General features: G+C 65.0%; 20 protein-coding genes and 1 pseudogene. 13 read left to right on the forward strand and 8 right to left on the reverse strand.

Features of this window, described 5'->3' with window-relative positions; translation table 11 throughout:
* Positions 1 to 737: 737 nt before the first annotated feature.
* The 4 genes from IPK69_05090 to IPK69_05105 all read right to left on the reverse strand — a co-directional run bounded on the left by IPK69_05090 (position 738) and on the right by IPK69_05105 (position 6,072).
* Positions 738 to 2,537 carry a hypothetical protein gene (locus IPK69_05090; GenBank protein ID QQS10000.1) on the reverse strand — a complete coding sequence of 600 codons (1,800 nt, stop codon included), beginning with the start codon at positions 2,535 to 2,537 and terminating at the stop codon, positions 738 to 740.
* 95 nt (positions 2,538 to 2,632) lie between these two features.
* A complete protein-coding gene (locus IPK69_05095; GenBank protein QQS10001.1) occupies positions 2,633 to 3,682 on the reverse strand; it encodes a hypothetical protein in 1,050 nt (349 codons plus the stop codon).
* Positions 3,683 to 3,749: 67 nt separating this feature from the next.
* A complete protein-coding gene (locus IPK69_05100; GenBank protein QQS10002.1) occupies positions 3,750 to 4,901 on the reverse strand; it encodes a hypothetical protein in 1,152 nt (383 codons plus the stop codon).
* 145 nt (positions 4,902 to 5,046) lie between these two features.
* A complete protein-coding gene (locus tag IPK69_05105; GenBank protein ID QQS10003.1) occupies positions 5,047 to 6,072 on the reverse strand; it encodes an NAD(P)-dependent glycerol-3-phosphate dehydrogenase in 1,026 nt (341 codons plus the stop codon).
* 324 nt (positions 6,073 to 6,396) lie between these two features.
* Between IPK69_05105 and IPK69_05110 the strand changes: the two genes are divergently transcribed.
* The 4 genes from IPK69_05110 (at position 6,397) to IPK69_05125 (ending at position 11,649) form a co-directional block, all read left to right on the forward strand.
* Positions 6,397 to 8,463 (forward strand): cation-translocating P-type ATPase, encoded by a 2,067-nt coding sequence (locus IPK69_05110; protein QQS10004.1) that lies wholly within the window; start codon positions 6,397 to 6,399, stop codon positions 8,461 to 8,463.
* Positions 8,464 to 8,483: 20 nt separating this feature from the next.
* Positions 8,484 to 9,233 carry a 7-cyano-7-deazaguanine synthase QueC gene (gene queC, locus IPK69_05115; GenBank protein QQS10424.1) on the forward strand — a complete coding sequence of 250 codons (750 nt, stop codon included), beginning with the start codon at positions 8,484 to 8,486 and terminating at the stop codon, positions 9,231 to 9,233.
* 47 nt (positions 9,234 to 9,280) lie between these two features.
* Entirely contained in the window at positions 9,281 to 10,000 is a 720-nt protein-coding gene (locus tag IPK69_05120; GenBank protein QQS10425.1) for a 7-carboxy-7-deazaguanine synthase QueE, read from the forward strand.
* A 206-nt stretch (positions 10,001 to 10,206) separates the two neighbouring features.
* The gene (locus tag IPK69_05125) at positions 10,207 to 11,649 is read left to right on the forward strand and encodes a trypsin-like peptidase domain-containing protein (GenBank protein QQS10005.1); all 1,443 of its coding nucleotides are present in this window, start codon (positions 10,207 to 10,209) and stop codon (positions 11,647 to 11,649) included.
* 30 nt (positions 11,650 to 11,679) lie between these two features.
* On the opposite strand, the gene IPK69_05130 is transcribed toward IPK69_05125, so the two are convergent.
* Positions 11,680 to 13,158: a DASS family sodium-coupled anion symporter gene (locus tag IPK69_05130; protein QQS10006.1), complete on the reverse strand. Its 1,479-nt coding sequence runs from the start codon at positions 13,156 to 13,158 to the stop codon at positions 11,680 to 11,682.
* A gap of 220 nt (positions 13,159 to 13,378) precedes the next feature.
* Here IPK69_05130 and IPK69_05135 point away from each other — a divergent pair, with 220 nt between their 5' ends.
* From IPK69_05135 to IPK69_05145, 3 genes are all read left to right on the forward strand, one after another.
* Complete coding sequence (locus IPK69_05135) at positions 13,379 to 14,101, forward strand: prepilin-type N-terminal cleavage/methylation domain-containing protein (protein QQS10007.1); 723 nt, start codon at positions 13,379 to 13,381, stop codon at positions 14,099 to 14,101.
* 252 nt (positions 14,102 to 14,353) lie between these two features.
* Positions 14,354 to 15,967 carry a hypothetical protein gene (locus IPK69_05140; protein QQS10008.1) on the forward strand — a complete coding sequence of 538 codons (1,614 nt, stop codon included), beginning with the start codon at positions 14,354 to 14,356 and terminating at the stop codon, positions 15,965 to 15,967.
* A 154-nt stretch (positions 15,968 to 16,121) separates the two neighbouring features.
* Positions 16,122 to 18,842, forward strand: a complete 2,721-nt coding sequence (locus IPK69_05145) for a hypothetical protein (protein QQS10009.1) — start codon at positions 16,122 to 16,124, stop codon at positions 18,840 to 18,842.
* Here IPK69_05145 and IPK69_05150 read toward each other — a convergent pair.
* The 3 genes from IPK69_05150 to IPK69_05160 form a co-directional block, all read right to left on the reverse strand.
* On the reverse strand, positions 18,839 to 19,645 hold the full coding sequence (locus IPK69_05150; GenBank protein QQS10010.1) for an ABC transporter permease subunit: 807 nt from the start codon (positions 19,643 to 19,645) through the stop codon (positions 18,839 to 18,841). The two genes, IPK69_05145 and IPK69_05150, sit on opposite strands and share 4 nt — an antisense overlap.
* Before the next feature lie 50 nt (positions 19,646 to 19,695).
* Positions 19,696 to 20,661 (reverse strand): molybdate ABC transporter substrate-binding protein, encoded by a 966-nt coding sequence (gene modA / locus IPK69_05155; protein QQS10011.1) that lies wholly within the window; start codon positions 20,659 to 20,661, stop codon positions 19,696 to 19,698.
* Between the two features lie 226 nt (positions 20,662 to 20,887).
* Positions 20,888 to 22,000 carry a hypothetical protein gene (locus IPK69_05160; GenBank protein ID QQS10012.1) on the reverse strand — a complete coding sequence of 371 codons (1,113 nt, stop codon included), beginning with the start codon at positions 21,998 to 22,000 and terminating at the stop codon, positions 20,888 to 20,890.
* A gap of 183 nt (positions 22,001 to 22,183) precedes the next feature.
* Between IPK69_05160 and rpmI the strand changes: the two genes are divergently transcribed.
* The 6 genes and pseudogenes from rpmI (at position 22,184) to IPK69_05190 (ending at position 26,469) form a co-directional block, all read left to right on the forward strand.
* The gene (gene rpmI, locus IPK69_05165) at positions 22,184 to 22,483 is read left to right on the forward strand and encodes a 50S ribosomal protein L35 (protein ID QQS10013.1); all 300 of its coding nucleotides are present in this window, start codon (positions 22,184 to 22,186) and stop codon (positions 22,481 to 22,483) included.
* Between the two features lie 172 nt (positions 22,484 to 22,655).
* Positions 22,656 to 23,003, forward strand: a pseudogene (gene rplT / locus IPK69_05170) (50S ribosomal protein L20).
* 27 nt (positions 23,004 to 23,030) lie between these two features.
* Positions 23,031 to 23,456, forward strand: coding sequence for a DUF4332 domain-containing protein (locus IPK69_05175; protein ID QQS10426.1), 426 nt, complete (start codon positions 23,031 to 23,033; stop codon positions 23,454 to 23,456).
* 119 nt (positions 23,457 to 23,575) lie between these two features.
* Positions 23,576 to 24,223 (forward strand): site-2 protease family protein, encoded by a 648-nt coding sequence (locus IPK69_05180; protein QQS10014.1) that lies wholly within the window; start codon positions 23,576 to 23,578, stop codon positions 24,221 to 24,223.
* Between the two features lie 51 nt (positions 24,224 to 24,274).
* A complete protein-coding gene (locus tag IPK69_05185; protein ID QQS10015.1) occupies positions 24,275 to 25,555 on the forward strand; it encodes a cofactor-independent phosphoglycerate mutase in 1,281 nt (426 codons plus the stop codon).
* On the forward strand, positions 25,552 to 26,469 hold the full coding sequence (locus IPK69_05190; GenBank protein QQS10016.1) for a hypothetical protein: 918 nt from the start codon (positions 25,552 to 25,554) through the stop codon (positions 26,467 to 26,469). The genes IPK69_05185 and IPK69_05190 overlap by 4 nt, the downstream gene beginning before the upstream one ends.
* Positions 26,470 to 26,475 lie beyond the last annotated feature (6 nt).

Here is a 26,475-nt window from a genome sequence, read left to right on the forward strand (position 1 = left end):
CCACTTCCAAAGCCCATCTCGTCACTGGAGAACACATAGGGTTGCAAATTGATGTTGTTAATGATTTTACAACGACTCAGTCGCAGCGGAGCATTTCGCACAGTGACGCCACCACCTTGGACGATCGTCCCAGATGCTGTACCGCCCTTGCCGGCAGTGATTGTGAAGCCATCCACAACGGTTTCGGGCACCGTGTTGCTCGGAAAATTGAGAAATAAAACTGTTCGGTCGCTGCCGCGGAGTGTGGTCGCATGAAGATCAACATCGCGCGGGGACGACGTGTTTTCCGTCCCTTGAAACCCTCCAAGAAGAACGACTCCTGGAACCGGGGTGAAAGACGATCCATTGGGTGGTGTGTACACGCCTGTGGCCACCCACACCTCATCGCCCGCGTCGGCAAGAGCGAGCGCCGACTGCACATTCTGGAACGCGTTCGCCCACGTCAGCCCGTCACCACCAGCCGGCGCGATCGCCTTCACGTGATAGATTGTCCCCAGTGCGCCGGCCGAGAGATAGAGATGGGCACCGGCGAGGATCAGGCCACGGTTACACATTGAGTTCCGCTTGACCATTGGATTCTCCATCATCGGCGTTGACACGCCTCGAGAATCGCATCGTACTCGACGCGTGGTGGGCGCACAACAGAACTTCAGGCACGGACCGGAGATTCTGGCCGCGGTTCATGATGCCTTCACATCACTTGTTCACGATGCAAAGCCCGGGATGAGTCTCGAATATCAGCACCCGGCCTGGAACCGCTGGATGTAGTAGAGCAGGTCATCGATAGTCACGGCACCGTCTTGAGTGGCCGTGCCCGTGCCGTTGTCCACGTCGGCGGCGATGTCGCCCGTGGCGAAGATGGTCAGGTAGTACAAGAGGTCGTCGATGGTGACGGCTGCGTCTGGCGTGCCGCTCCCTGTGCCGTCGTCGACATCGGCGATGCAGGGCGTGGCGAGCGAGGCGACGAGCACGGCCGTGGCAAGAAAGCCCGTCGTGTCGGGGTCGCGGAATCGGACGCCGATCGCGATCTCATTCGAGTCGGAAAGCCCGCTGGACGCGGGGGTCGATCGGAAGGCGAAATCGGCGACGACGCGCGCGTCGGTGGTCGCGGGATCAGGATCGATATCGATGGTGTCGCCGGCACGGATGATCTGGTGCAAGGCTCCACCTGCGTCGGTCATCCACACGCCGTTGGCGGCGGGACTCCCGGGGATCGTGACGGCGGCGGGAAGGGCGATGCGACCCTGGTTGTTCAGCGTGGCGCGTTGGAAGAAGTTGAAGGCGCTTCCCGCGGGCGTGCCCGGCGGGTGCTGGCCCGTGCGGACGAGCATCGTGAGCGAGCCGGAGAGATCGGTGAAGATGGCTCGATCGCCGTTGGCAAGCCGGGCCTCGAAGGCGATGCGTCCCGTGTCGCTCATCGCGAGATTGGAGAAGGCGCCCTGCGTCGCATAGGTCGTGCCCGTGCCCGGGGCGGGTTCGCCGTCGGCGGCGAGAAGGCGAAGGCCAGCCGTGAACGAACCGGCGAAGACACCGACGCGAACGATGTTCGAGGGTGGCTCGCGGAAACTCGCGAGGAAGATCGCCTGCCCGGCGGTGTCGATGCGCACGTCGGAGAAGATGATCCGGCTCACTCCGGGCGCGAGGACGCCGGGCAGCGGCTCGGAGGCCTGGAGCAAGAGGGATTCGGCGGCGGTGCCGGCATGGAAGATCGCGGAATCGCTGACGGTCGACGTGATGCCCGGGCCCGACAGACGCGTGACGAAGACGACGTCGCCCGGGTCGTTGAATCCGAACTCGATGAACGCGCCGTCGTCGGCATGGACGACGCCCGCGGGCCGGCCCGGAATCTGTTCGCCCTCGCGCGCGAGGAGCGCGATCGAGCCGAAGTTATCGCTGAAGATCGCGTGGTCGTTTGTCGCGGTGACGCCCGTTCCGGCCAGGGCCGCGTCGAAGGCGATGTGGGCATTGTTGTTGAGATAGAGAGAGTACACCTGCGGATCGAGATCGCCGTAATCAGCGCCCGTCCCTGGGGCCGGATCTCCCTCGCGCGCGCCGAGCGCAAGAGCACCCGAGGTGGTCGTCCAGATGCCATAGTCGGTGACGAAGGGCCCAGAGAGCAGCCGAGCCTTGAAGGCGAGGTGCCCGTTCTCGTTGAGAATCGGCGGCAGGAAACTCCAATATCCCACGCCAGTTCCCGGCGCTACCACCTGATCACGCGCGACGGTCTGGATCGTGCTCCCCAATCGGGCGATGATGCCCGTGCCCGCCAGCATGAAGCCCTCGCGGAACTCGGCCCGGAACGCAAGATCACCGTTCGCGTTCATCGCCGGGCCCGTGTCCCACGAGAACGAGTTGTTAGTGACATCAAACGAGTTGAAGACCACGCTCGCGGGTTGCCCGGGCACGGGCTGACCCGAGAGCACGATGGGGCGGTAGACCACATCGGTGTCGGCGGCGATCGCCACACCGGACCAGAGCGCGACACCCACGACCGGAATACCTCGCCGAAACCCTCCCCGCGCACAACGGAACGGCATGTGCATTCTCCCCTGTTGCATCCACGATGTCGTGTTCGATACATCCCGCCGATGCATAATGGAAGCGTATCCATATCCGGCCACGCACAGTGGCGTCAGCACCCGGCCTGGAAACGCTGGATGTAGTAGAGCAGATCGTCGATCGTCACGGCACCGTCTTGAGTGGCCGTGCCTGTGCCGTTGTCCACGTCTGCGGCGATGTCGCCCGTAGCGAAGATGGTCAGGTAGTACAAGAGGTCGTCGATGGTCACGGCATCGTCGGGTGTGCCTGTGCTGCTGCCATCGTCGACGTCGGCGAGGCATAAGCCGCCGGTGCCGAGGACTTCGCCCTTGAGGATGAATGGAAGTTCGTAGGCTCTGCCTTCGGTGACGCCGGCGACGTAGCCCTCGCGGCCTTCGAACCAGACGCGAGGGCCGGCGCTGCTGCCATCGATGGAGTTGAGGAGGCGCGCGTTGTGTCCCGTGACGGCATCGCGCGGCGAGACGAGGGGCGTGAAGACATTCTGCGAGGGGCTTGAGGCGCCCGTGAAGGACCACTGGATCCAGTACTCGCCGGGCGCGAGGCGGGCGTTGTTGGGGAGGCTATCGAGCGAGACGGTGTAGGCGTAGACGGGTCGGACGGTGGTGGTGCTGGAGATGCTCTGTCGATGGCAGACAAAGACGCCGCCACCGAGGTCGGCAGGGTCGAGTACGAGGGGCGATTCGAGCACGGGACTGGGGAGCGGATCGGGTGGCGTCTCGGGTGAGTCCGCGGAGAAGGGAGCCGCGGTCCAGAGATTGACCTCAATAGAAGTCACCGTCGGCGAGGTCTGGCCGGTCTGGAAGGCGAAGACGGTGAGCGTGTCGAGGTCCCAGCCTTGGCCGGCGGACTCGGGGACGACGAAGTTCTCGGCGACGGCGACGGCGACGGGGACGGTCGCGCCGATGCCCGTGGTGCTGAAGTTGAAGGTCGAGCCTGGGATATTGAACTGGTCGCTGTTGCTGATTGGCAGGCCGTCGATGGCGCCAGTGCCGCCGGTGGGGTTGGTGATGATGGGCCCGTTGTCGTGGAGGACGGTCTGGGCGTGGACCTCAATCGCGAGCGCAAAGAGACCGATCGCGAGCGGAACACAACCTCGCGCCGACGGGAAAACACGATCGAACATGGGCCACCTCCTCACCATTCCCACGAGAGCCACGCGGGACTCTACGCCGGTGTCGAGCCGCGGCCGATCAGCACCCGGCGCCGAATCGATCGAGGAAGAAGAGGAGGTCGTCGATCGTGACCGCGCCATCGCGGGTGCCGGTCCCCGATCCGTCGTCGAGATCGGCCTGGAGCGTGCCGGCGTTGAAGACCCCAAGCATGTAGAGGAGGTCGTCGATAGTGACGGCGGCATCGGGGACGCCCGCGCCGCTGCCGTCGTCGAGATCGGCGAGACAGATCACGGGCGTGTGCGTCCCGATCCCACCGACGAACGGCATGGCGATGGTTCCATTGGGCCCCGCGACGGCACCCCAGGAGTTCGTCTCGGCGTTGTACAGGTACCGAGTGATGCCCCCCGAGGTGTGGTTGGCGATGAATAACTCTCGGCCGTTCGGGGAGAACGCGCCATCGATGCAGCCTGGCGACATGAACTGGGAGAGATGGGTCAGGTTGTCCTCGCCATTGAACCGGAGTCGATGGACGCGCCCGGTGATATCGAAGATGTACAACTCGCGGCGGTCGGGCGTGATCTTCATGTTGTGATTGAGTGCCGAGCCGGGAATGAGGATCGATCCAAGCGACGTGACCGAGCCGTCGTTCTCGAGACGGAACCGCTTGACCGTGGTTGTGGCATCCGAGACAAAGACGACTCTTCCATTGGGGTGGACCGCGATGCCGCGCGAAGCGAGGGGGCTGCCGAAGGACCCTCGCGGCGTGACGACACCGGACTCGTCAAACGAGAAGCGATAGACGCCGTTGTTGATGGTGCACGCGAACATCTCTGTGCCAGCGGCGTTGAACGCGATTTGGTGGACGCCGATCATGCCGGACGCGGTGATATTCTGGATGAGCGTCGCGCTGCCGTCGGGGTTGAGCGTGAAACGGGAGATGCTCCCCGCGCCGGTGACGTTGCCGTGGCGATTGCTGATGAAAAGATCCGTCGCGGTGCGGAACGCAGCGCCGGATGGATCGAAGACCTCGGTGACCGGGAGGTCCGCACGAGGGACTGGAATGGGGAGCGTCCCCGCGAAGAAGTCGAATCGTGAGACGGGTCGCCAGTCGGCCTGGTTTGGGTGTGATCCCTGCGGCGCCTGGGCGACGACGAGTTGATACTCCGGCGTGCCGGCCGCGAGACACGTTGAGCACAGACCGACCAAGACGATCGCTACACGACGCAACATGTGAATAACTCCGGTGGGTATCTCAATGAGGTGGCCTCAGTCTACCGAAAGGCGGCAGATACACAAGCCGATCGAGAGTCACAGAGTCCGAGAACTCTCCGGCGTGCGTGTTGCATCCGCGTGTGGAACTCAAGGCAAGCGTGTTTCAGCCTACACGCTCGGGTTTGGACTCGCGCGACATCAGCGACTGGATCGCCTGCACCGGGTCCAGGCCTTCGAACAGCACGGCATGGACGGCGGCGCAGATCGGCATCTCCACGCGATACGTCTGGGCGAGCGCCATCACGGCACGGGAGGTCTCGACGCCCTCGACGACTGATTCACTCTCGGCGAGATACTGCTGGAGATTCGCGCCCTTGCCGATCGCCTCACCGAGGCTGCGGTTTCGGCCTTCAGGGCTGAAGCACGTCGTCGCAAGGTCGCCGACGCCCGCGACGCCGAAGAAGGTCTCGGTGTTCGCGCCCATCGCGGTCCCGAGCCGGACGATCTCGGCGAGGCCTCGCGCGAGGAGCGCGCTCTTGGCGTTGGAGCCGGCGCGAAGGCCATCGATCACGCCGGCGGCGATAGCGATCACGTTCTTGACGGCGCCCGAGAGTTCCACGCCGAGGACGTCGCGATTGGTATAGATCCGTGTCCACGATGTTCCAAAGAGCGACTGCACGCGCTCGGCGAAGCGGGCATCGTCGCTGGCGGCGACCATCGCGGCGGGAAGCCCGCGTGCGAGTTCGGCGGCGATCGTGGGGCCACTGAGTGTCGCGATCGCGCGGGGCGGCTCGTCGAGGCCATCGACGCCTTCCTTGTACAACACGTCGGCGAGGATGCGCGTGGGCGTGAGACGCGTGGCGACCTCGATGCCCTTGGCGACGGAGACGATCCCCGGACCGCTCGCGCCGCGACCGAGGAGGGCCTTGTGCCGGCGCGCGAGCGTCGTCCAGGTCTGGCGGATGAACTGGGTGGGAATGGCGGAGACGATCACGTCGGCGCCCTCGAGCGATCGTGCTGCGTCTCGCGCGATCGTCGCTCCCTCAGGTAGCACAAAGCCGGGCAGTCGTGGGCTGGTCCGAGTCTGGGCCAAACGGCCGGCCTCTTGTTCGCTGTGCCCGACGTCCCAGAGCGTGACTTTGGAGACCGTGCCGCTCGCCAAGAGCATGGCCGACGAGACCAGGGCCATTTGGCCCAATCCCATCACGGCGACCGACGACAGGGATGCAGATTCGTTTGATCCAATTATGTCCTTCGTCGGTGCTCCCATGGCTGGACGATAGGGTTGGCGTTTCGAGACAGACACGATTGGGACTTGGTAGGGTAGAAATGCCATTCACATGTCGTGGGCTGAACCGGACCCGCGGCGCGCCCGTAAAGTAGAGGTTCGTATCTCCCGTCGTCGAACGGGCACGCTTGCGGCTCATTTTGGAGTCCACGCTACGAGCGACGACCTCTGCTCACGTACCGATCGCCGCGATCACTCTTGCTCTCCTTTGAGGATTCATCACCCATGGCCGATGCCCACGCCCACTCGCACGACCACACCCACACCGATGAGAACGGCGTCGTCTGCTGCTCCCACCACGAGATCGAGATCGAACGCTGGATCTTCTGGGCGATGGCGGGGGGCGTGCTCGTGCTTGTCGGAACAATCGCCGGAGCGATTCCCGGGATCTCGCCTCTGGTCTCATCGATCCCCGCGATGGTCGGAGCGCTCTGCCTCTCCTTCCCGCTCTTCCTTGCGGCGTTCACGGAACTGAAGACCGGGCGACTTTCGTCTTCGACATTGGCCGCAGTCGCGATCGCAGCGGCGCTGGCGATCGGGCAGTATGTCCCCGCCGGGTGGCTCGCCTTCATCCTTGTGGTCTTCGGGCTTCTGGTCCGTCGGTCGGCGAGCGGCGCGCAGCGCGCGATCGCCGAACTCGTGCAGTTGACGCCGGACGTCGCGCGAATCGTCGAGAACGGCACGGAGATGGAGAACACGCCGCTCGTGAGCGTGAAGGTCGGCATGACCGTTCGTGTACGCCCCGGCGAGAACCTGCCCGTGGATGGCAAGGTCATCTCGGGCAAGTCCACCCTCAACCAGGCCTCGCTCACGGGTGAAGCCGCCCCGGTCGAGGTCCAGGCGGGCGACATGGTCTATGCCGGCACGAGCAACCTCACCGGCGGCATCGACATCTCTGTCACGCGCATCGGCGAGGACACGACGATCGGGAAGGTGACGCAACTGATTCGTCAGGCCGAGTCCAGCCGCACGCCACGTCAGATGCTCATCGAGCAGGTGGCCCAGTTCTTCGTCCCCGTGGTCCTCGCGGTGGCGGCGGTCGTGTGGTTCCTGATGAGCAAGTCGGCGGACGAGGCGGTGCAGAAGTCCGCGCCGCTCACCGCGGTCACGGTGCTCGTTGTCGCGTGCCCGAGCGCAATCCTGCTCGCCAGCCCGAGCGCGATGCTTGCCGGGTTCGCCGCCGCAGCACGCCTGGGCATCATGATCAAGCAGCCGCGATATCTCGAAACGGCGGCAAACGTCACTGCGGTCGTCTTCGACAAGACCGGCACGATCACCACCGGTAAGTTCCAGGTCACCAAACTCGCGCCGGCGAGCGGCGTCGAGGGAGCCCATCTGCTTCGTGCGGCTGCGTTCGGCGAGCAGCACTCGAATCACCCGCTCGCCCAGTCCATCATGTCCACCGCCAACGCCGCGAAGGTCGGCGTCGAGGCGAGCGGGACCTACGAAGAGATCCACGGTCGCGGCGTGCGCACCAAGCGCGCCAGCGGCACAGGCGACGTCTGTGTCGGGCGCGGTTCGTGGCTCCTCGAACTCAGCCCCCAGATCAAGGACGAACTCGACGCCGTCGAGGCGAAGATCACCGGGATGTCGGGCGTGCACGTGATGGAGAACGGGCGCTATCTCGGAGCCGTCGGCCTCGAGGACACCGTCCGCCCCAACACCAAGTCGATCATCCAGCGTCTGCGCGAGCAGGGCGTGCGCCAGATCGCAATGTTCACGGGCGACCGCCTGAGCGTGGCGAAACGCGTGGGCATCGCGGTCGGCGTCGATTCCATCGAGGCCGAGTGCCATCCCGAAGAGAAGCACGAGCAAATCCGCGGGATGGTCCGGTCGGGTCTGCGCACGATGATGATCGGCGATGGCATCAACGACGGGCCGTCGCTCGCCGAGGCCGACGTCGGCGTGGCAATGGGCCTGAGCGGCTCCGACATCGCGGCCAACTCCGCGGGTGTCGCGCTCATGAACGATGATCTCTCGCGCATTCCCTTCCTCATGGAACTGGCTCGACGCACGCGTTCCATCATCGGGCAGAACATCATCGCGTCGATCCTCATCGCGGTGATCGGGCTGGTGCTCGCGGCGACGGGGACGCTCTCCAAGGCCGCCGGGTTGGCTCTCCCCATCGCGGCGTTCTATCACTTCGCCGGCGACATCTTCGTCATCGCGAACAGTTTCCGTCTCTTCCGCTTCGGTGAGGGATACGCCCAGGCCGAGAAGCAGGAGGAGCCGGCGCTCAAGCGTCGCGCGGCGAGCGTTCGCGGCGTGAGCGCCGCCGCCCAGCCCGCATGACGACCGACGCGACCAGCACCATGGACCATCGCGAGACTCGAGCCGTCGTGCTCCTCTCGGGGGGTCTCGATAGCGCCGTGGTCCTCACGCTCGCCCGACAGGTCGATCGCGCCGAGTGCCACTGCGTCTCGTTCGATTACGGGCAGCGTCACCGGACCGAACTCGACGCGGCGGCCTACATCGCCTCGACGATTGGGGCGGCATCGCATCGCGTGATCCGCGTCGATCTCCGGGCGATCGGCGGGAGCGCACTCACCGCGGACATCGCCGTGCCGAAGGATCGCCCGATGGCCCACCACGCCAACCCCGGCGCGACACCTAGTGCCGACGACATTCCGATCACGTATGTGCCGGCGCGGAACCTGATCTTTCTCTCGCTCGCGAGCGCGCTCGCCGAGACGCTGGGCGCCGATCGTGTGTACTGCGGCGTGAATGCTGTGGACTACTCGGGGTATCCCGACTGTCGCCCGGAGTTCATCGCCGCGTTCGAGAAGGCCGCCACGCTCGCGACGCGTGCGGGGGCACACGGAAGTCGCCTCAGCGTGCACGCGCCCCTCGCGACGCTCTCCAAGTCGGACATCGTGCGCCTGGGCACGCGCCTGGGCGTGGATTTCGGCGCGACGCACTCGTGCTATGACCCGACCACCGACGGCCTCGCCTGCGGGCATTGCGATTCCTGCCTCATCCGCCGTCGAGCGTTTGTGGAAGCGGCGATCCCCGACCCGACGCGGTACGCCGACTCTTCCACGCACCACGGAGCCATCGCGTGACGGTTCCGCTCGATCAGCTCGATCGCGGGCGTCAGGATGGCGAACTCGTGCCTTCGCCCGCCGGCACGCTCCCGATCGCCGAGACGTTTTCCAGCATCCAGGGTGAGGGGACGCTCGCCGGCGTTCCGTCGTTCTTCATCCGATTGAGCGGGTGCAACCTGCGATGCGTGTGGTGCGACACGCCGTATGCCAGTTGGTCGCCGGAGCAGACGCCGCGGACGATCGCGTCGCTCGTGGATGAGGCGTCGGCGTCGCGCGCGCGGCATGTCGTCATCACCGGCGGTGAGCCGATGCTCTTTGGTGGCCTGATCGATCTGTGCCGCGCCTTGCACGCCTGCGGGCTGCACATCACGATCGAGACGGCGGGGACGGTCCTGCCTCCCGGCTTCGACCGCGAGCCGCCAACGGCGGACCTCATGAGCCTCAGCCCGAAACTCTCGAACTCGATGCCGGCGAGCGACTCGGGGTGGCGTGAGCGTCACGAGAGCCGTCGATCGAACTTCGGCGTGCTGCGGACGCTCATCGACGCGTACCCGACGCACCAACTGAAGTTCGTGGTGCAGGGCGAGCATGATCTAGGCGAGATCGATGGCATTCTGTCGGAGTTGCCGACGGTGCGCGCGCAGGATGTGCTGCTCATGTCCGAGGGCGTCACGCCGGCGACTTCGGCGGCGAAGGCGTGGATCTCTCGCGTCTGCCTCGAACGTGGGTTCCGGTATGGCCCGAGGCTGCACATTGATCTGTACGGGAACACGCGGGGGACGTAGAACGGGCTGCCAGAATGGCTGGCGACTCTCGGAATTGATGGCCTTGGCGTGAAGGCGGGCAAGCAAGAGCGGAGGATTTTGGCGGAATCGCGTGGCACGCGCATCCCAACAAGGCATCGAAGACCTATCGGCGGGCGTGAACGCTCGCCGCGACACCCGTCGGCTTTCGCGGTCGCCAGCCGACGGCATGTGATGGAGAACACACGATGGCTCGAGGGTTGGTCGGAGTCGTTTCGGGGATGCTCGCTCTACTGGGTCTGAGCGCGGGAGCGCCCGTCGCTCTCGGGCAGGCGTCTGTGGAGACCCAGGTCACACGGACATCGGCCACAACACAAGAGTCGAGCGCCGAGACCAATGAACTCGCGGGCGACATGGAACTCGCACGCGGGCTTTCTCGTGTCTTCAAGCGCGTGGCAAAGCGTGTCGAACCGGCGGTGGTCCATATCAGCCAGTTCAATCGAGTGACGCGAAGGGACATCTTCGGGCGGCCCCTCATGGGCAACAGTGATCTGACGCAGACCGGCCTTGGATCTGGCGTCATCATCAGCCGCGATGGGTACATCCTCACCAACAACCACGTCGCCGGCGGGGCACAGGCGCTCAAGGTCAAACTCTTCGACGGGACCGAGCATGAGGCGAGCGTCGTCGGGCGAGACCAACTCACCGATCTCGCGGTGATCAAGATCGACGCGAACGCGATCCCTTCGACCACGGCTATCCCCCACTTCGCCGATTCCGAGGCCCTCGACGTGGGCGAGTGGGTCATCGCGATCGGCAGCCCCTTCGGCTTCGACAGCACCGTCACCGCGGGGATCGTCTCGGCGAAAGGACGATCGCTCGCCGACCCGCAAAGCGTGGCCTACCAGGACTTCATCCAGACCGACGCGGCGATCAACCCTGGAAACTCTGGTGGGCCGCTGCTCAATCTCGATGGCGAGATCGTGGGCATCAACACGGCGATCGCGGGACCATCGCGCGGATTCCACGGGCTGGGCTTCGCGATCCCCTCGAACATGGCGCGGTCGATAGCCGAGAGCCTGATCGCGAACCGGCGCGTCGTCCGCGGCGGACTTGGCGTGACGTTTGAGACCACAAACACGGGATCGGGGCAGACACCCGGCGTGGTGGTGGGCGAGGTCGTGCCGAACAGCCCGGCGTCGGACGCGGGGCTGCAGTCGGGCGACGTGATCGTGAAGTTCAACGGCAAGCCCGTGGACATCGTTCGACTTCGCACCGAGATCGCGGTCTCGGCGCCCGGCACCGACGCGGTGCTCGACGTGGTCCGCTCCGGGAAGGCCCAGCAGATCCGGGCGCGAATCGGCGATCAGGACACGATACTCGGCATCGTCCGACTGGACTCGCTCGGCGTCGGCGTCGTGGACTTCACTCGCGAGCAATCGCGCAAGGTTTATGGGCAGACCATCTTGGGCGCGGTGGTGCGTGATGTCGATCCGGGAAGCCCCGCGGAAGCCGCCGGGTTGCAGCCTGGGGACATCATTGTTGAGATCCTCAAGCCTATCAACGCTCGTCAGTCGCAGAGCATCGACTCGTCGAACGACCTTCGCAAGACAGTGGAGGAGATCGACGGCGGCGTGCGGCTAGGTGTGATCCGTGGAAGCCGACAGGGGTACATTGATATCAAGCCCTGAATGTGTTGCCGAGTATCACGCAGATCGTCCTCACGACGGGAGCCAACCGGCCTGATCGAGGAGCACCACACCGATGGGAACAACTGTTCCCGAGACGAGATTGAGCAGAACGCCGGCCTTGACCATCTGTGACATTCGCACACGCCCGGTCGAGAAGGCCAGGGCGTTGGGGGGCGTCCCCGCGGGGAGCATAAAACTCAGGCTCGAGGCGAGGGCCACGGTGACGACGGCGGCCATGGGGTTGATCCCCAGGACCGGGGCAGCGGCGTGCGCGATCGGGAGCATGATCGCGGTGAGGGCGGTGTTGCTCGCCATCTCCCCCAGAAAGATGGTGGCGAGGGCGACGGCCATGAGGATGAGCACGGGCGGGAGTCCGGCGAGCCCGCCCGCGCCCTTCGCGAGAAATGCATCAGCACCGGTGGAGCCGAGGCCATCGGCGAGCGCGAGCCCGCCGCCAAAGAGCAGAAGCACGCCCCACGGGACGCGTTCGGCCTCGTGCCATTCCAGCAGAAATACGGGGCGTCGTGGGCCGGAAGAACTCCATCCACTGCTCGGGATGATGAAGAGGAGCACGCCCGCGATGACGGCGACGAGCGGATCGGCGAGACCCGTGAGGCGCGAGGTCACCCATCCGAGAATCGCGAGGACGAAGACGCCGGCGACGAGGCGCTCACGCGTCGACCACGGCGCGGACTCGTGCGACACGGCGAGCGGTGTAGAAGACGGGACTTCGCCCCGCGTGCCGGGTGTGACTAAGGCGAGGACGATCCACGCGACGGGTAGCGCCACGAGCACGAAAGGGAAGCCGACCTTCAACCACTCGGCGAACTCGATGGTGACGCCGAGTTCGGCGTTGGAGTAGGCGGCGAGTTGGGCGATGGGAGGCGTGCCGATGATGGTGCCCACGCCCCCGATCGAAGAGCCGTAGGCCACGGCCAAGGCGAGCGCCGCGGGGAGTGTGCTGCTCGAACTTGTGTGTCGAATGGTTGGATCGCTGGAGGATTCACCAGCGATCGTGCCACCGACGCTGGCGGCTATGGGGAGCATCATGACGGCGCAGGCCGTGTTGGAGACGACCATGCTTACCGCGGCGCTCGCGACGAGGAAGCCGAGAATGAGTCGTGCGGGCGAGGCACCGACAAGCCTCAGCACGAGCATCGCGACGCGCCGGTGCAGGCCCGAACGTTCCAGGGCACGCCCCAGGAGCATGCCGCCAAGGAAGAGAAAGACGATCGGGTTGGCGTAGGAGACGCAGACCTTCTTGAACTCGAGGACGCCGGCGAGGGGGAGCAGGGCGAGGGGCACCAGACCGACCGCCTCGACACCGATCGCCTCGGTCATCCACCAGACAGCCACGAGAACGGTGACGGCGATGGCGCGCCGGGCGGGCTCGGCGAGATCGGGCGCGCTCGTGCCGAGGATTGCGTAGGCCATCAGAGCCAGGATCGGGCCCAGCGCGAGGCGTGCCATGCGGCCGATGAAGGAATCCCGGCTGAGGGGCGAGGGCATCGTGGAGGAGGCTATCCCGAATCCACTCGGATGGCGAGATGCGAACGTGAACGAGCTCGGCCGAGTGCAGCAAGGGCCGCGCGTCCGCACGTCGGCCGGGTCACAGGTGTGTCACGGGCGAGACGGAGAAGCGACCAAGGACCGTCAAAGTTCTGGATGTTCGGGTATCCACGACCCGATGCATCTGGTAGACTGGGCACACACGTCACGGAGGCACAGCATGCGATCACACAGCACCGCGTCCGCCCGCGAATCTCGGGGCGGATTCACGCTGATCGAACTTCTCGTGGTCATCGCCATCATCGCGCTGCTCATTGGGCTGCTGCTGCCGGCACTGGGAAAGGCCAAGGCCGCGGCAAGGCAGACGGGATGCCTCTCGGACATGCACCAGATGGGTCTCGCGCTGGCGATCTATACCAACGATTATCGCGAGACTCTGCCGTATCCCAACTGGGGCCCGATCGCGCTAGAGGTCGGTTGGTTGTATGGCCCGGGTGTCGTTCCCCAGAACTGCACGGCCGACGATCGCAAAACCGGCGCACTCTGGGCATACCTGGAGGTGCCCGAGTCGTACCGCTGCCCCTCGCACAAGCCCGACGGGCCCGATGGTGACTTCCTCGGGACCGCGCGGCTGACGTCATACATCATGAACGGCGCGGTGGTCGGCTATGGCCGCAGCCCGTTTCCGTATCGCGTCCACCAGATGCGAGGCGACGCGGTGATCCTGTGGGATGGCAATGAGCAGGTGGACTTCGGCCCGCCCTACAACGACGGCGCGTCGTACCCGCGTGAGGTCGTGCCCGGGCATCACGGCGACAGCGTGACCTGCGTCGCGATCGATGCCTCGGGTGTGGTGATGAATCGTGCGGAGTTCTTCGCGCTTCGCGACTCGGACGAGGCGAACAGATTCTGGTGCAATCCGACGACGCCGAACGGGCGGTAGGGATTCTCCTTGTCCACCCGTTTCATGGCACGGCATCCGGTGTAAGTATCTACACACTCCCGGCATGTTCATGTTCGGGTTCATATGCCGTTCTGTACGAGCACGACGTGTTTGTTGAAATCTGTGCGCGTCTTGAAGAGTGATTCGGTAGACTGAGTCAGAGGACGAGTCGACGGCGTCGTCGGAAGGCTGTGTTGGCTCAGGATGTCGCGCCCCGGCGCGCGGGCTCGTCCGTACCACAAGGAGAATGGCATGAACGCACGAACGGCATGGCCGATCGCGGGAATGGCCGCGCTCGTCGGCATGATGGTCGGCGCCGAAACCGCGCGGGCGCAGTTCATCTTTCAGCGGAGCCTGGGAAGCCCCAATGGACAAGAGATCGCCTACGACGTCGACCCGCTCACCCAGGGTGTCGAGGTGCTCGGCTTCGCGTCGGCGGGAAGCATCGATCAGGGTGCCGCTCCAACCGATCTCTATCTCACACGGACCCGCACCGACGGCTCCACCGTCTGGCAGCGGATCCTCGGCAACCCGAACGTCGTGGACTATGCGACCTCGATCCGCGACGACAACTCGACGGCGGCCAATGGCGGCTTCATCGTCTCGGGCGAGACCCAGATCCTGAGTGTCACCGGGGCGCCGACCACGCAGATCTTCGTCATGCGCCTCAACGGGCTGGGCAACGTGCTGTGGTCGAACATCTATGGCGGAAGCGCCGGGATCGACTTCCCCGCGGGGACCTCCACACGCCTCGTGACGAATCTCGGATCGGTCACAGTCGGGCGACGAACCGGCGTGACACAAGACCCGATCGACGGCGTCATGATCGGCGTGAACCCGGCGGGCAACCCGATCTTCCAGCGTCTGTACTTCGCAAGGCCCATGGCGGGCGTGAACTTCGGAATCCTCAGTCTCAACGACGTGCGCGTCACGCCCGTGGGGTATATGGCCGTGGGCTGGACGGATTACCGCCAGTTCGGCGGCGAACTCGCGCCGTGCCTGCTCGAGACCGATCCGTTCGGCAACGTGATCAACTTCTGGGTCTATCCCTTCCCCGGGCGCGAGGTCTATGGCGACGGGATCGCGATCACCGACAACGGGTTCGCGATCTCCTGCCGATCGATCGTTCCCGGCAATGCCCAGCCCGATCTCATCGTGATGCACGTGGATCCCGCGGGCAATCCCCTTTGGACGCGATTCCTGCCCGCGTTCCGCAACGGCTTCGCGGCGATCAACTACTCGCCCGACAACCGCAAGATCATCGTGGGAGGAACGGTTCCCGTCGGACCGAACCTCGTCTCGGACGCCGCGATGATCCGCTTTGATCTCGCCGGCGTGCCGGAGTGGTCGTCGGTCTACGGCGCCGTGAACGCCGATCTGGGCCATGCCGCCGACACACTCCCGTGCGGGCGAGGCTATGTGCTCGCGGGGAGCGACCGGATTCCCGGGAACGTCGGGCTCACGGATCATTACCTGGTGCGCGTGCACGCCACCGGACGCTCGGGGTGTCTCGAGGGCCCGAACGCGATGCCCGGAGCGATCGGGAATCCGCCCAGGATCACCTTCCCCATCGAGCAACGCGACCAGCAGGAGTTCCAGGCGTATCCGGTCATCAACACCTTCCTGGGCGCCAACATCACACACTGTCTCAACACCACCTGCCCCGCGGATATTGATGACGGCTCCGGCACCGGCACGCCCGACGGCGGCGTCACGATCGATGACGCGCTGTACTTCCTCTCGCTCTACAACTCGGGCAACGCGTGCGGCGATCTGGACGACGGGAGCGGCACGGGCACGCCCGACGGCGGCGTAACAATTGACGACTTGCTGTTCTTCATCGCCCGGTACAACGCGGGCTGCTGATCCAACTCGCCCGGCACGCGCGAGAGTGCCCGCCGGGTGTTTCCCCAGAAACTCGCAATTCACACACAACACCGTTGTGTCGGCGATTCGGATGCGGTAGCCTTGGAGGAGACGGCTCGTGCCGTGTGTTCAGAGCCGAAGTGGGGATCTTTGTATGACACATCACGTACCACATCACGCGTTCTCGATTCGCAACGAATGTGGCTTCCGGCCGATCGATTGGCTGGGCGCCCTGATTGGATTGACGCTCTCGGTGTTGACCTTCGCCCAGTGCGACTCGAGCGTCGCGTTCCACACCGGCGGCATTGCCCAAGCCGTGACCGTCCGGGGCAACTTCGCGTATGTCTCCTACCCCGGTGAGATCCGGATCCTGGACATTTCAACGCTCGCGACGCCGACAGTGGTCGGGAGCGTGCTCGTCCCGGGGTTTATCACCGACCTCGACACTTCCGGGAACTATCTCTACGGCGTGACCGATCCGGGCGAGATGGTGATCGTGAATATCGCGACACTGTCGAGTCCTTCCCTCGTCTCGGTTACGCCCTTGCACGACCCGTTCACGGGTGCCGATCGAATCGCGGCCTCAACACCTTCCGGTCTCGCGCTCGTGGTCTCAGGAGTGGACGTGGAGGTGTGGGACGTCTCAACACCAACGACGCCGGTATACCAATCGACCTACAACCCATTCGGGTTCGCGGGAGATGTCGAGATCCAGCAGACGACGGGATACGTCCTCGTCACGACCGGCGAGTTCGTGGCTCTGGATCTGGCAAACCCGGCGTCACCCGTCGTTCTGGACTCGATCGCACTCGGATCCACGATCTTCGAGGAACTGGCACGCGACGGGTCAATACTTGCGGCCAACGGTTGGGACCAAGTCTCGCTCATCGACGCGACCAATCCCGCGAGCCTCTCCATGCCCTGGAGTCGTGCCCATGACCCCATCGTCAAGCATGTGGCCTTCGGACAGGCGATCGGCCAGCGTCTTCTGCACTACGAAGAAGGCGATGGCGAAATGGTGACCTATGACGCGACCAACATCGCCACGCCGACGTTCAGGTCACGAACGTCGGTCGGCACGTTCGTGGACGCGATCGCTGCGGCAAACGAGAAGACAATCGTGCTCGAAGGTTCGGATCTGTTCGCGTACGACTTCTCATCGCCAGGGACTCCCGTGCTCGCGAGCACCACGCCTCCTTCACCCTTTGTCTTCGACGTGGTGGTCTCCGATTCGCACGCGATCTTTGCGAGCGGCGGGTCGCTGCAGGTGTACAACGTCGCGACTCCGGCGAATCCCGGGACGCCTGTGGAGATCTCGCTCGGCGGCGCGAGCGCCAGCCGGCTGGCGCTCGCCGGGACGCGTCTGCTCGTCGCGGGCTCGCAGGGGGCTAGCGGCCTGCTCCGGGCGTACGACATCTCGACTCCGACCGCTCCGGTCTTGCTCGGATCCCTCTTGTTCCCGCAGTGGCTCCGCGCGATCGACGTGCTCTCCCAGCGAGCCTACGTCGTCGACCTCGAGGGCACCGTTCATGTCGTCGACATCGCCGATCCCGCCGCGATGTCCAGCCTCGGCTCGCTTGATGTGTTGAGCACGTTCACCTCCGGCGACATCGCGGTATGGGAGGGACACGCCATGGTCTGGCTCGGCTACGCCGGTGATGCCGAGATTATCTCGATCGCGAATCCCGCCGCGATGTCGGTTGTCGGCGCCATCGAGGCCCGTGCCGGGGAATCGGTGCAGTCGGCCGTGATTCGTGATGGCTACGCGTTTGTTGGCCAGTCCGACGAGCGCAACGATGTCTATGACCTCGCGAATCCGGCCACCCCCACCAGCGTCGCCAACTTTTCAGCCGACACCTACCTCTCGTCGCTGGGCATGGCGAACTCGCTCCTCATGGTCGTCGACGGCGATCGACGCATTCGCTTTGTGGACACGACCAATCCAAGAACACCGACCTTTGTGGGCGACGTGTCCCTCGGCGGCCTCCCGAGCCAGTTCGCTCGACGGGGGAACACGGTCTGGGCGTGCGACGCTTCCTATGGCATTTTCGGCGTGTCGCTCCCGGGCTTCCCTCGAATCGGTGCCGGTCCCGTCGAGACGATCGCCTGCCCCTCGACGCCGAACGTCACCTTCAGCGTGAATGTGGTCAACCCCAATGCCGGAAGCGGCGCGACGTACCAGTGGCGCCATCTGGGCATCCCGCTCAACAACAACGCGACCTACTCGGGCGTCACCACTGATACGCTCACCATCACCAACCCTGGCATCATCCAGTCCGGGAACTACTCGTGCGTCATCACGAACACCTGCGGCTCGACGACGACGCCCACCGCTTCGCTCACTCTCGCCCTCGGTCTGACGATCCTCCAGCAGCCTCAGGATGCCCTCGCCTGCCCGCGGGCCTCGGCGACCTTCGAGATCGCCGGCGTCGGCACGCTCCCGGTGGACTACCAATGGCAGCGTGAGTCGCCCATCGGATCGGGCACGTTCGTCGATCTTTCCGACGCAACCTTCCCGAGATTCACGGTCACCGGCGCGAACGATCGCATCCTGACACTCGCCGCGACCGCCGGAAACTCCATGCCTTCCTTCTTGGCGACGAACTTCCGCTGCGTCGCGTCGAACGTGTGCAACGGCGTGACCAGCCAGCCCGCTGAACTCATCCTGTGTGTTGCCGACAACGACGACGGGTCGGGCACGGGCGCCTGCGACAACGCCGTCACCATCGACGACCTGCTCTACTTCCTCACGCTCTTCCAAGGGGGCGACACCCACGCCGACGTGGACGACGGCACCGGGACAGGCACCACCGACGGCGGTGTCACCATCGACGACCTGCTCTATTACCTCCAACGCTTCGCGGCAGGGTGCTAGTTCTCGGGTCCGCTCGCGGCACGCCATCCAAGCACGCGCACCAATACCAGCAGAATGACCGAGAGCGCGATCAGGATCGTCGAGAGCACGATCGCGCGATCGAGGCTCGACTCGAAGCCGACATAGACCGCGATGGGCATCGTCCGAGTCACGCCGGAGAGGCTCCCTGCGAAGATCATCGTGGCGCCGAACTCGCCCAGGGCGCGGCTCCACGACATGGCGGCCCCGGCGCCGAGCGACCGAATCGAGAGCGGCCCGAGCACCCGCGTCAGGAGCGTCCACCCGGTCGCCCCGTCGATGATCGACGCCTCCAGCATGTCGCGGGGGATCGAGGCGAAGCCCGCGCGCGCCGAACGCACGAAGTAGGGCGAGGCCACGAAGACCTGCGTGACGACGACGGCGAGGGACGTGAACGCAATATCAAGCCCACGCTCGTGCAACCAACCGCCGAGGATGCTGGTCCTCCCGAACGCGAGCAGGAGCGCCACGCCCGCGACCGAGGGCGGCAGGACGGTGGGAAGATCGACGATTGTTTCGAGAATCACGCCCAATCGTGAGCGAGATCGCGCGAGATACAACGCCAGAGGAGTGCCGAGGACGATCGTGACGCCCAGCGAGATCACGCTCGTCGCTAGGCTGAGCACGATCGCTTCATGCGTCTCACGGCTGGCGAGTTCCCTCGCAATCGCTCCCGACGAGGCTCGACCCACGAGCAGCACGATCGGCACTGCGAGCAGCAGCAAGAGCGGCAGGGCGAGGATCGTCCACGCCGCGCGCTCGCGAGAGGACGCGACAGATGACACAACGCCATCGCGGACAACTCGTGGACGAGATTGCCAGGCTGAATCCCGCGTCACGGCTCCTCCGATGGATCGCTTGTATCTTGGAGTTCGAAACCGTGCTCTGTGAGGATCCTTCGCGCCTCATCAGTGTTGAGAAACTCGACGAACACCCGGGCGAGCGAGGACTCACTCGCTGAGGTGGTCACCGCGATGGGATAGTCGGCACGTGGCGCAAGCCCGGGGGGTAGAGGCAAGACCGTGATCCGTGCCGCGTTGCCGCCGCTCGCATCACTCGAATAGGCAATACCCGCATCGGCCTCGCCGAGTGCGATCTTTGACACCACGCCAGAGACGCTCTGCTCATAGGACACGATGTTCGACTCCATCGCCTCGACAAAGGCAGGCCCATAGTTCTCGTTCGTTCGAGCGGCAACCAACAACTCGCGCGTGTAGGCACCCAGCGGCACGGCCTTCTCAGCCACCACGATCGACACGCCGGGCCTGGAGAGATCGCCAAGCCCCGTGACCTTCGCGGGATTCGCTTTGGGCACAAGAATCGCAAGGGTGTTGTGAGCAAAGACGCCGACCGTCGTCTCGTCCACGAGTTTCGCGCTCTGGGCCCTGTCCATCGGTTTCCAACCCGCCAACGCGAGCACATCGGCGGGTGCACCATGCTCGAGTTGCGTGACGAGATGCTGACTCCCGGCGAGGCTCAACGAGATCACAACCTTCCGCGGTGTGTGTACGACTCGCGAGTCTCCATGATCGCGTCCATCGGTCGCCGGGCCATTCGTGCCCGGGGCATCGTGGACGGCTCCGAGATTCTGCGACCGCTCAAAGGCGTCCGCAATCTCGCGGAAGGCTCCCTCCAGCGACGCCGCCGCCATCACGTGCAGGGTGACCTCGTGGGGGTCATCGTGTTGAGGTCCCCGCTCGGAGTGCTTCGCGCCCTGCTCGCCGCACGCGCCAAGGAGAACCCCACCCGCGCCCACGATCAGACACGCCCCACGCGCAATCCAGTCGCGCAACACTCGCATTCCGTCTCGGCATTGGACCACAGCGCCAAACATGAGCACACTGTATTGTCGTGTGTTGGAGCAACCCACGACGGCATCATCACCGCCGAACGAGCCGACTTCCCTTTCGTAGAGCGAAAATCATCCGCCGCGAAACTCGCCAGACCGTGAACTTCCCATGGTCTCCAACCCGACCGGCATATCCACGAAGTGACACCCTCGACGCAGTCGGGCGTTCTCGAAGAAACTACATGTTGCCCTGCAGCGAGTCGCGGGCGTCCTGCTCGCGGCTCTCGAATGTCTCCATCTTGAAGTTCGGGATGTGCAGTTTCGACCGCAGGGCGTTGTCCTTGATCTCGATCACGCCGCCGGGCTTGAGGACCCACCCCGCGGGGTTCTCCTTGAGAAACTTCGCCCGATCCGCCACCACGTCGAGGTAATCGGCGATTCGATCCGCGGCCGATTTCCGAATCCCGCCGCGCGTGTACGTGGCGATCATGCCCGCGCTCGTGGTGCTCACGTTGTTCTGACGAAGGAGGTCCATAGCCTCGCTCGAGAGACGGAGCATCCTCATGCCCAATGCACGAGCCGCGGCACTCGCGGCGTTCGCGGCGATGATCCGCTCGTCCAGTTGCTTCGCCGTTGGACGACGCTTCATCACCAGCGATTCCTTCACCGAATCGAGTTGTGCGAGAACATCCACGGTCTGGGCGTCGACCTCGGTCAAGAGCGGCTCGAGAACGTCGGCGGCGGCCGGGTCGGTCTCGCGGATGAACGAGACAACGTCGGCGTAGCGAGCCGAGGCGGGGGTGTGGACGGGCGCTGGTGGACGATTGGCGTTGGGGACGAACGGAGACGGAAGTGGTGGTCTTGTTGGCGCCGGCGAGATGGGCGTCGCGGGTCCAGTCGGCGACGCCGGTGAAGGCGATGGTGCCGGGCGCGTCGGTGTTGGCGACGGTGGCGAAGTGGATGGCGTTGGAGTTGGCCTCGCGTTGGAAGGGGCGGTCGTGACTGTGGGCGGCGTGGCCATCGGTTTCGACGGGCTATAGAACCTGTACAACTGATACCCGAAGATGCCGCAGCCCAGGAGGAGAGGAATCGCCATGCCGATCGCGAGCATCTGGTCGGAGCGGCGGGAGACGAAGTACGCGAACGCGCCGATGCCGCCGGAGACCGCGAGGAAGAAGAAGACCGCGATGACGTGGCCCGTGAGGCGTTTGGACCACTCCTGGTTGTTGGTGAGCATCTGGATCGCGCTCTGTCCCGGGGCGAAGAGAACGCCATTCATGATCACAAGTTTCCACGCCACCAGGCCGATGAGTGCCAGGGCAAGGAGAACGACCACTGGCGAGAGTGTCATCCCCAGTCGATGGAGTCGGGGTTTGGATGATGAATCGATTCGACGTGTCATTTTTGGTCTTTGATTGGTATTTTCGGGTTGCGGCGAGGCTCGCCGACGGCTTGGGTGGATGCTAGTATCTCCGCCCCACTCCGAACGGTCCTGCCGATTCGGGTGGTAGATCCAAATGAACTGGAGCGGTCGATGCCCAAGAACAAGAACCACAAGGGCCTTCTGAAGCGAATTCGCGTGAGCAAGACGGGCAAGGTCCGCCACCGCTCCGCGAACCACAAGCACTTGCGCTCCGGCAAAGGTGGCAAGCGTCTGCGTCAACTCCGCAAAGACCCGTACATGTCCAACGCGGACGCGAAGCGCCTCGAAAAGTTGCTCTTCCGTCGTCTGCGCGGGCGGAACCAGCCCCGGACGGCGATGCGTCGCAGCCCCTCCCCTGCCGCTCGCAAGGCGGCCCGGGCCGCAAAGGCCGGCGCGTCCAAAGCCAAGTAGTGATTCACGGAGCCACCTCGGCTCGAGTCCCGCACGGACGCGTGGGCACTCAATGAAAGTCTGATTCGCACCAGTCGGCCGGGTGAAGCGAGCGCATAGGAGTGCTCCCCCGAGTTCGACGCCCCGGGCCCCACGATGATGGGCGCGCTCGGGACAGTGTTGGAGGTTGGTCATGCCTCGTGTTCGCAAGGGCGCCGCCCGGGCGCAGGCTCGTAAGCGGATTCTTCGTGCCGCCCGCGGGTATTACGGCGTCAAGAGCCGGCACAAGTACCAGGCCGAGAATGCCCTCATCCGCGCGGGCGTATACCGCTTCCGCGACCGTCGTCGCCTCAAGCGCGACATGCGTCGCCTGTGGGTCACGCGTATCACGGCGGCCTGCCGCATGCGCGGGACGCGCTACAGCCTCTTCATCAACGGGCTAAAGATGGCGGGGATCAATCTCAATCGCAAGATGCTCAGCCAGATCGCCGTCGAGGATCCGAAACTCTTCGACACGATCGTGAAGACAGCCGTCAAAGCATCCCGGGCCGAGGGTGGCGGTGGGTCCATGAGCCAGGTCACGTCGGGCGAGGGCGACATCCAGACGATCGAGGGCATCGGCCCGGCGTTTGCCGCCAAACTCGGTCGCGTGGGCATCTCGTGGGTCAAGGAACTCCTCGAGCACGGGCGGACCAAAGCCGGTCGGGCCGAGATCGCCCAGAAGACGGGCCTTTCCGAGCGCAAGATCCTCGACTGGGTCAACATGGCCGACCTGCTCCGCATCGAGGGGATGAACGGCAACTACGCCGAACTCCTGCACATCTCGGGCGTGGACACGGTGAAGGAACTCGGCAAGCGCGTCCCGGCAAACCTCGCCGCGAAGTTGGCCGAGACCAACGCCGAGAAGAAGGTCTCGCCAGACGTCCCCAATGAGGCGACGGTGACCAAGTGGATCGAGAAGGCCAAGACCATGCCGGCCATGGTCGAGCACTAGGCCGACCGATTGAACGCTCTCTTCGTATGAACCAACCCGGGTGTATCGCCCGGGTTTTTTCATGGCCGTGGGAAGGCTCGTCTCGCGTACAGTCGGCCATGGGCTGGTGGGTTACGACCATGTGGAACGAAGACCCCGCGCTGTTCATCGCGTGGTCGGTCTGGGTTATCTTCTCGATCAGCCTGCACGAACTGGCGCACGGCTGGGCGGCGCTCCGCCGCGGCGATCGCACACCGATTGAACTGGGACACATGACCTGGAACCCTGTGGTGCACATGGGCACCCCGAGCCTGATCGTCTTCGCGATCCTGGGCATCGCCTGGGGCGCGATGCCCGTGAACCCGAGTCGGATGCGGGGTCGCTACGCCGACGCGTATGTCTCCTTCGCCGGACCAGCGATGAACGTCGGGCTGGCGATCGTGAGTTCGCTGTGTCTGGCGATACTCGCGAGATGGACACAGAACCATTACCCGACCGGCGACCTGCCGCAGCAGGTGCACAATCTCTGGACGTTCTTCTGGGTCGGCGCGTCGACGAACTGCGTGCTGGCGGTCTTCAACCTGTTCCCGATCCCGCCACTCGATGGCTCGCGCATCCTCGCGGACTTCTGGCCACGCTTCCGCGAGTTGATCCATGACCAGCGCCTGATGCTCATCGGCCTCGCGGTGATCATCTTCGTACCAGGGATCATCGGCGAGAGCATCTGGACGATCGGCTTCGCGATGGCCGAGCGGCTCCTGAACATGTGGCGCCTCGTTCTTGGTTGATGCTCGACGGCCACACTGCTTCCGTATACGACCCGGGTCTACGCTCACAGGGTGAAGTACATCGTCCTCATCCCCGACGGGGCGGCGGATCTCCCCATCGCCGAACTTGATGGGCGGACGCCCCTCGAGGCCGCCCGCATGCCGAATCTCGCGGCTCTCGCGGCCCGTGGTCGCGTCGGGTGCGCCCACACCACGCCTCCGGGCTTTGAGGCCGGGTCCGATGTCTGCTCGATGTCCCTCCTGGGCTATGACCCGGCGAGGTACCACACCGGACGCGCGCCGCTCGAGGCCGCCGCCTTGGGAATCTCGCCCGGGCCCGACGACTGGATCTTCCGCCTCAATCTCGTCACGACGAGCGACGAGGGAACGATGGTCGATCACTCTGCGGGCGCGATCACCGATGCCGAGGCTCGGACGCTCGTGAGCGACCTCATGGCGATGTGGCGAGAGCGCGAGCCGTCGCTCGTGAAGGGGCTCACGCTCACGCCGGGCGTGAGTTACCGCAACATCCTTGTGGACGCCTCCGGACGGTCGTACGCGGGCGTCGACGCCACGCCGCCGCACGAGATCCCCGGCGAGCCTTGGGAGGACCACTTGCCCATTGGCGAGGGCGCGAGCGAAGAGAGCGCGGCGGTACTCGAACGGCTCATGCGCCTCTCGGCCGAGTTCCTCCCGACGCACGAGATCAACCTCGCGCGAACGCGAGCGGGCAAACGGATGGCGACGATGGCCTGGATCTGGGGCGGCGGCACACGTCCGAGCGTGCCCTCGTTCAAGGACCGCTATGGCGCGCGCGGCGCGATGATCACGGCCGTGGACCTCCTCGCGGGGATCGCCTCGTTCATCGGGTGGGATCGACTCTCTGTCCCTGGCATCACGAGTTACCACGACACGGACTATGCCGCCCAAGGCAAGGCGACGTGCGACGCGATAGATCGATACGACATCGTCTGCTGCCACATCGAGGCGCCCGATGAGGCCTCGCACCAGGGCGATTGGAAGACCAAGGTCGCGTCACTCGAGGCGATCGACGAGCACATCGTTGCCCCGATCGTGCGGAAGTTGGAGCACTTCGGCGACCCTGGAACCGACGGCACCGGCGGCGGATGGCGCATGCTCGTCATGCCCGATCACTACACGCTCTGCTCGACGCGCAAGCACGACGCGACGCCCGTGCCGTTCCTGATGGCCGGGGCGTGGGTGCGGTCGGCCGTCTCGCGCGAGTTCACCGAACGTGAGGCCCTCGAGAGCGACCTGAAAATCCTCGCGGGGCACGACCTGATGGAGTATTTCCTGCACGCGGGGCTGGTGAGATCCGAAAGAGTTGGATGATGGACGACACACGACCCGAGGACGCCGGTTTTCCCGAGGACCACCCCACGCCGGGCGAGGATTCTCGCTCGCCGGAGACCAGGGACATTTCCGATCGCGATGATTCCGCTGATGCCGGCGAAACGGGCACGAACAAGGACGAAGCCGCGCGTTCGGATGCCGATGAGTCGGAGTTGAATCCGTATGCCGTCGTCGAGGACGATCGCCCCAGGCGCGTCGGCGAGAAACGCCTGCTCGAGGACGTCGACGACGACGCCGACCTCACACGCGATCCGGAAGTCGAAGCACGGACGCGAGAAGAACGCCAAAGCCAAGGCGCACATCCCAAGCCCAAGAACGGCTCAACGAAGACCGGCGATGAATCACGTTGGCGCCGGGCCGCTCGGCGTGTGAACGAGATCGACATCGACGCCGTCGAGGAGGACGCGATCGTCCGCCCCGGAAAGCCCGGCTTCCAGGCGACGCTCATCATCGGCGTGTCGCTGCTGGCGATCGCGATGGTGCTCGCGGGCGTCTACGCCCCGCCCAAGGACATCGACACGCCCGTGAACGCGTCGCGAAGGCTCGCCCACGTCCTTTCCACCGGGTATCGGGCGCTCCTGAACATGGGCACAGGCGTCGCCGCGCTCGGTATCGCGGGAATCTGGGCGGGACGGCCTCTGGGCCGGATCGAGTTCGCGCCGGGACGGATGCTCGTCGCGGTCTCGGGACTCCTGGCGCTGACCAGCCTTCGCACGCCATTTCTCGGGCGATTCGATGAGATCGCCGCGGGCGTGGCGGCGTATCTGCTGCTCGTGATCCTGCTCTTCCGCCTCAAGCCCTCGCTCGCGTGCATCACCGGGCTCTTCCACTTCGGGCTGTGGATGCTCATGGAGATCGGCTACATGCTCGTCCGCTGGAGCGAGATGGCGTGAGGCCGA

The organism is Phycisphaerales bacterium, from assembly GCA_016699835.1.
Taxonomy (GTDB): domain Bacteria; phylum Planctomycetota; class Phycisphaerae; order Phycisphaerales; family UBA1924.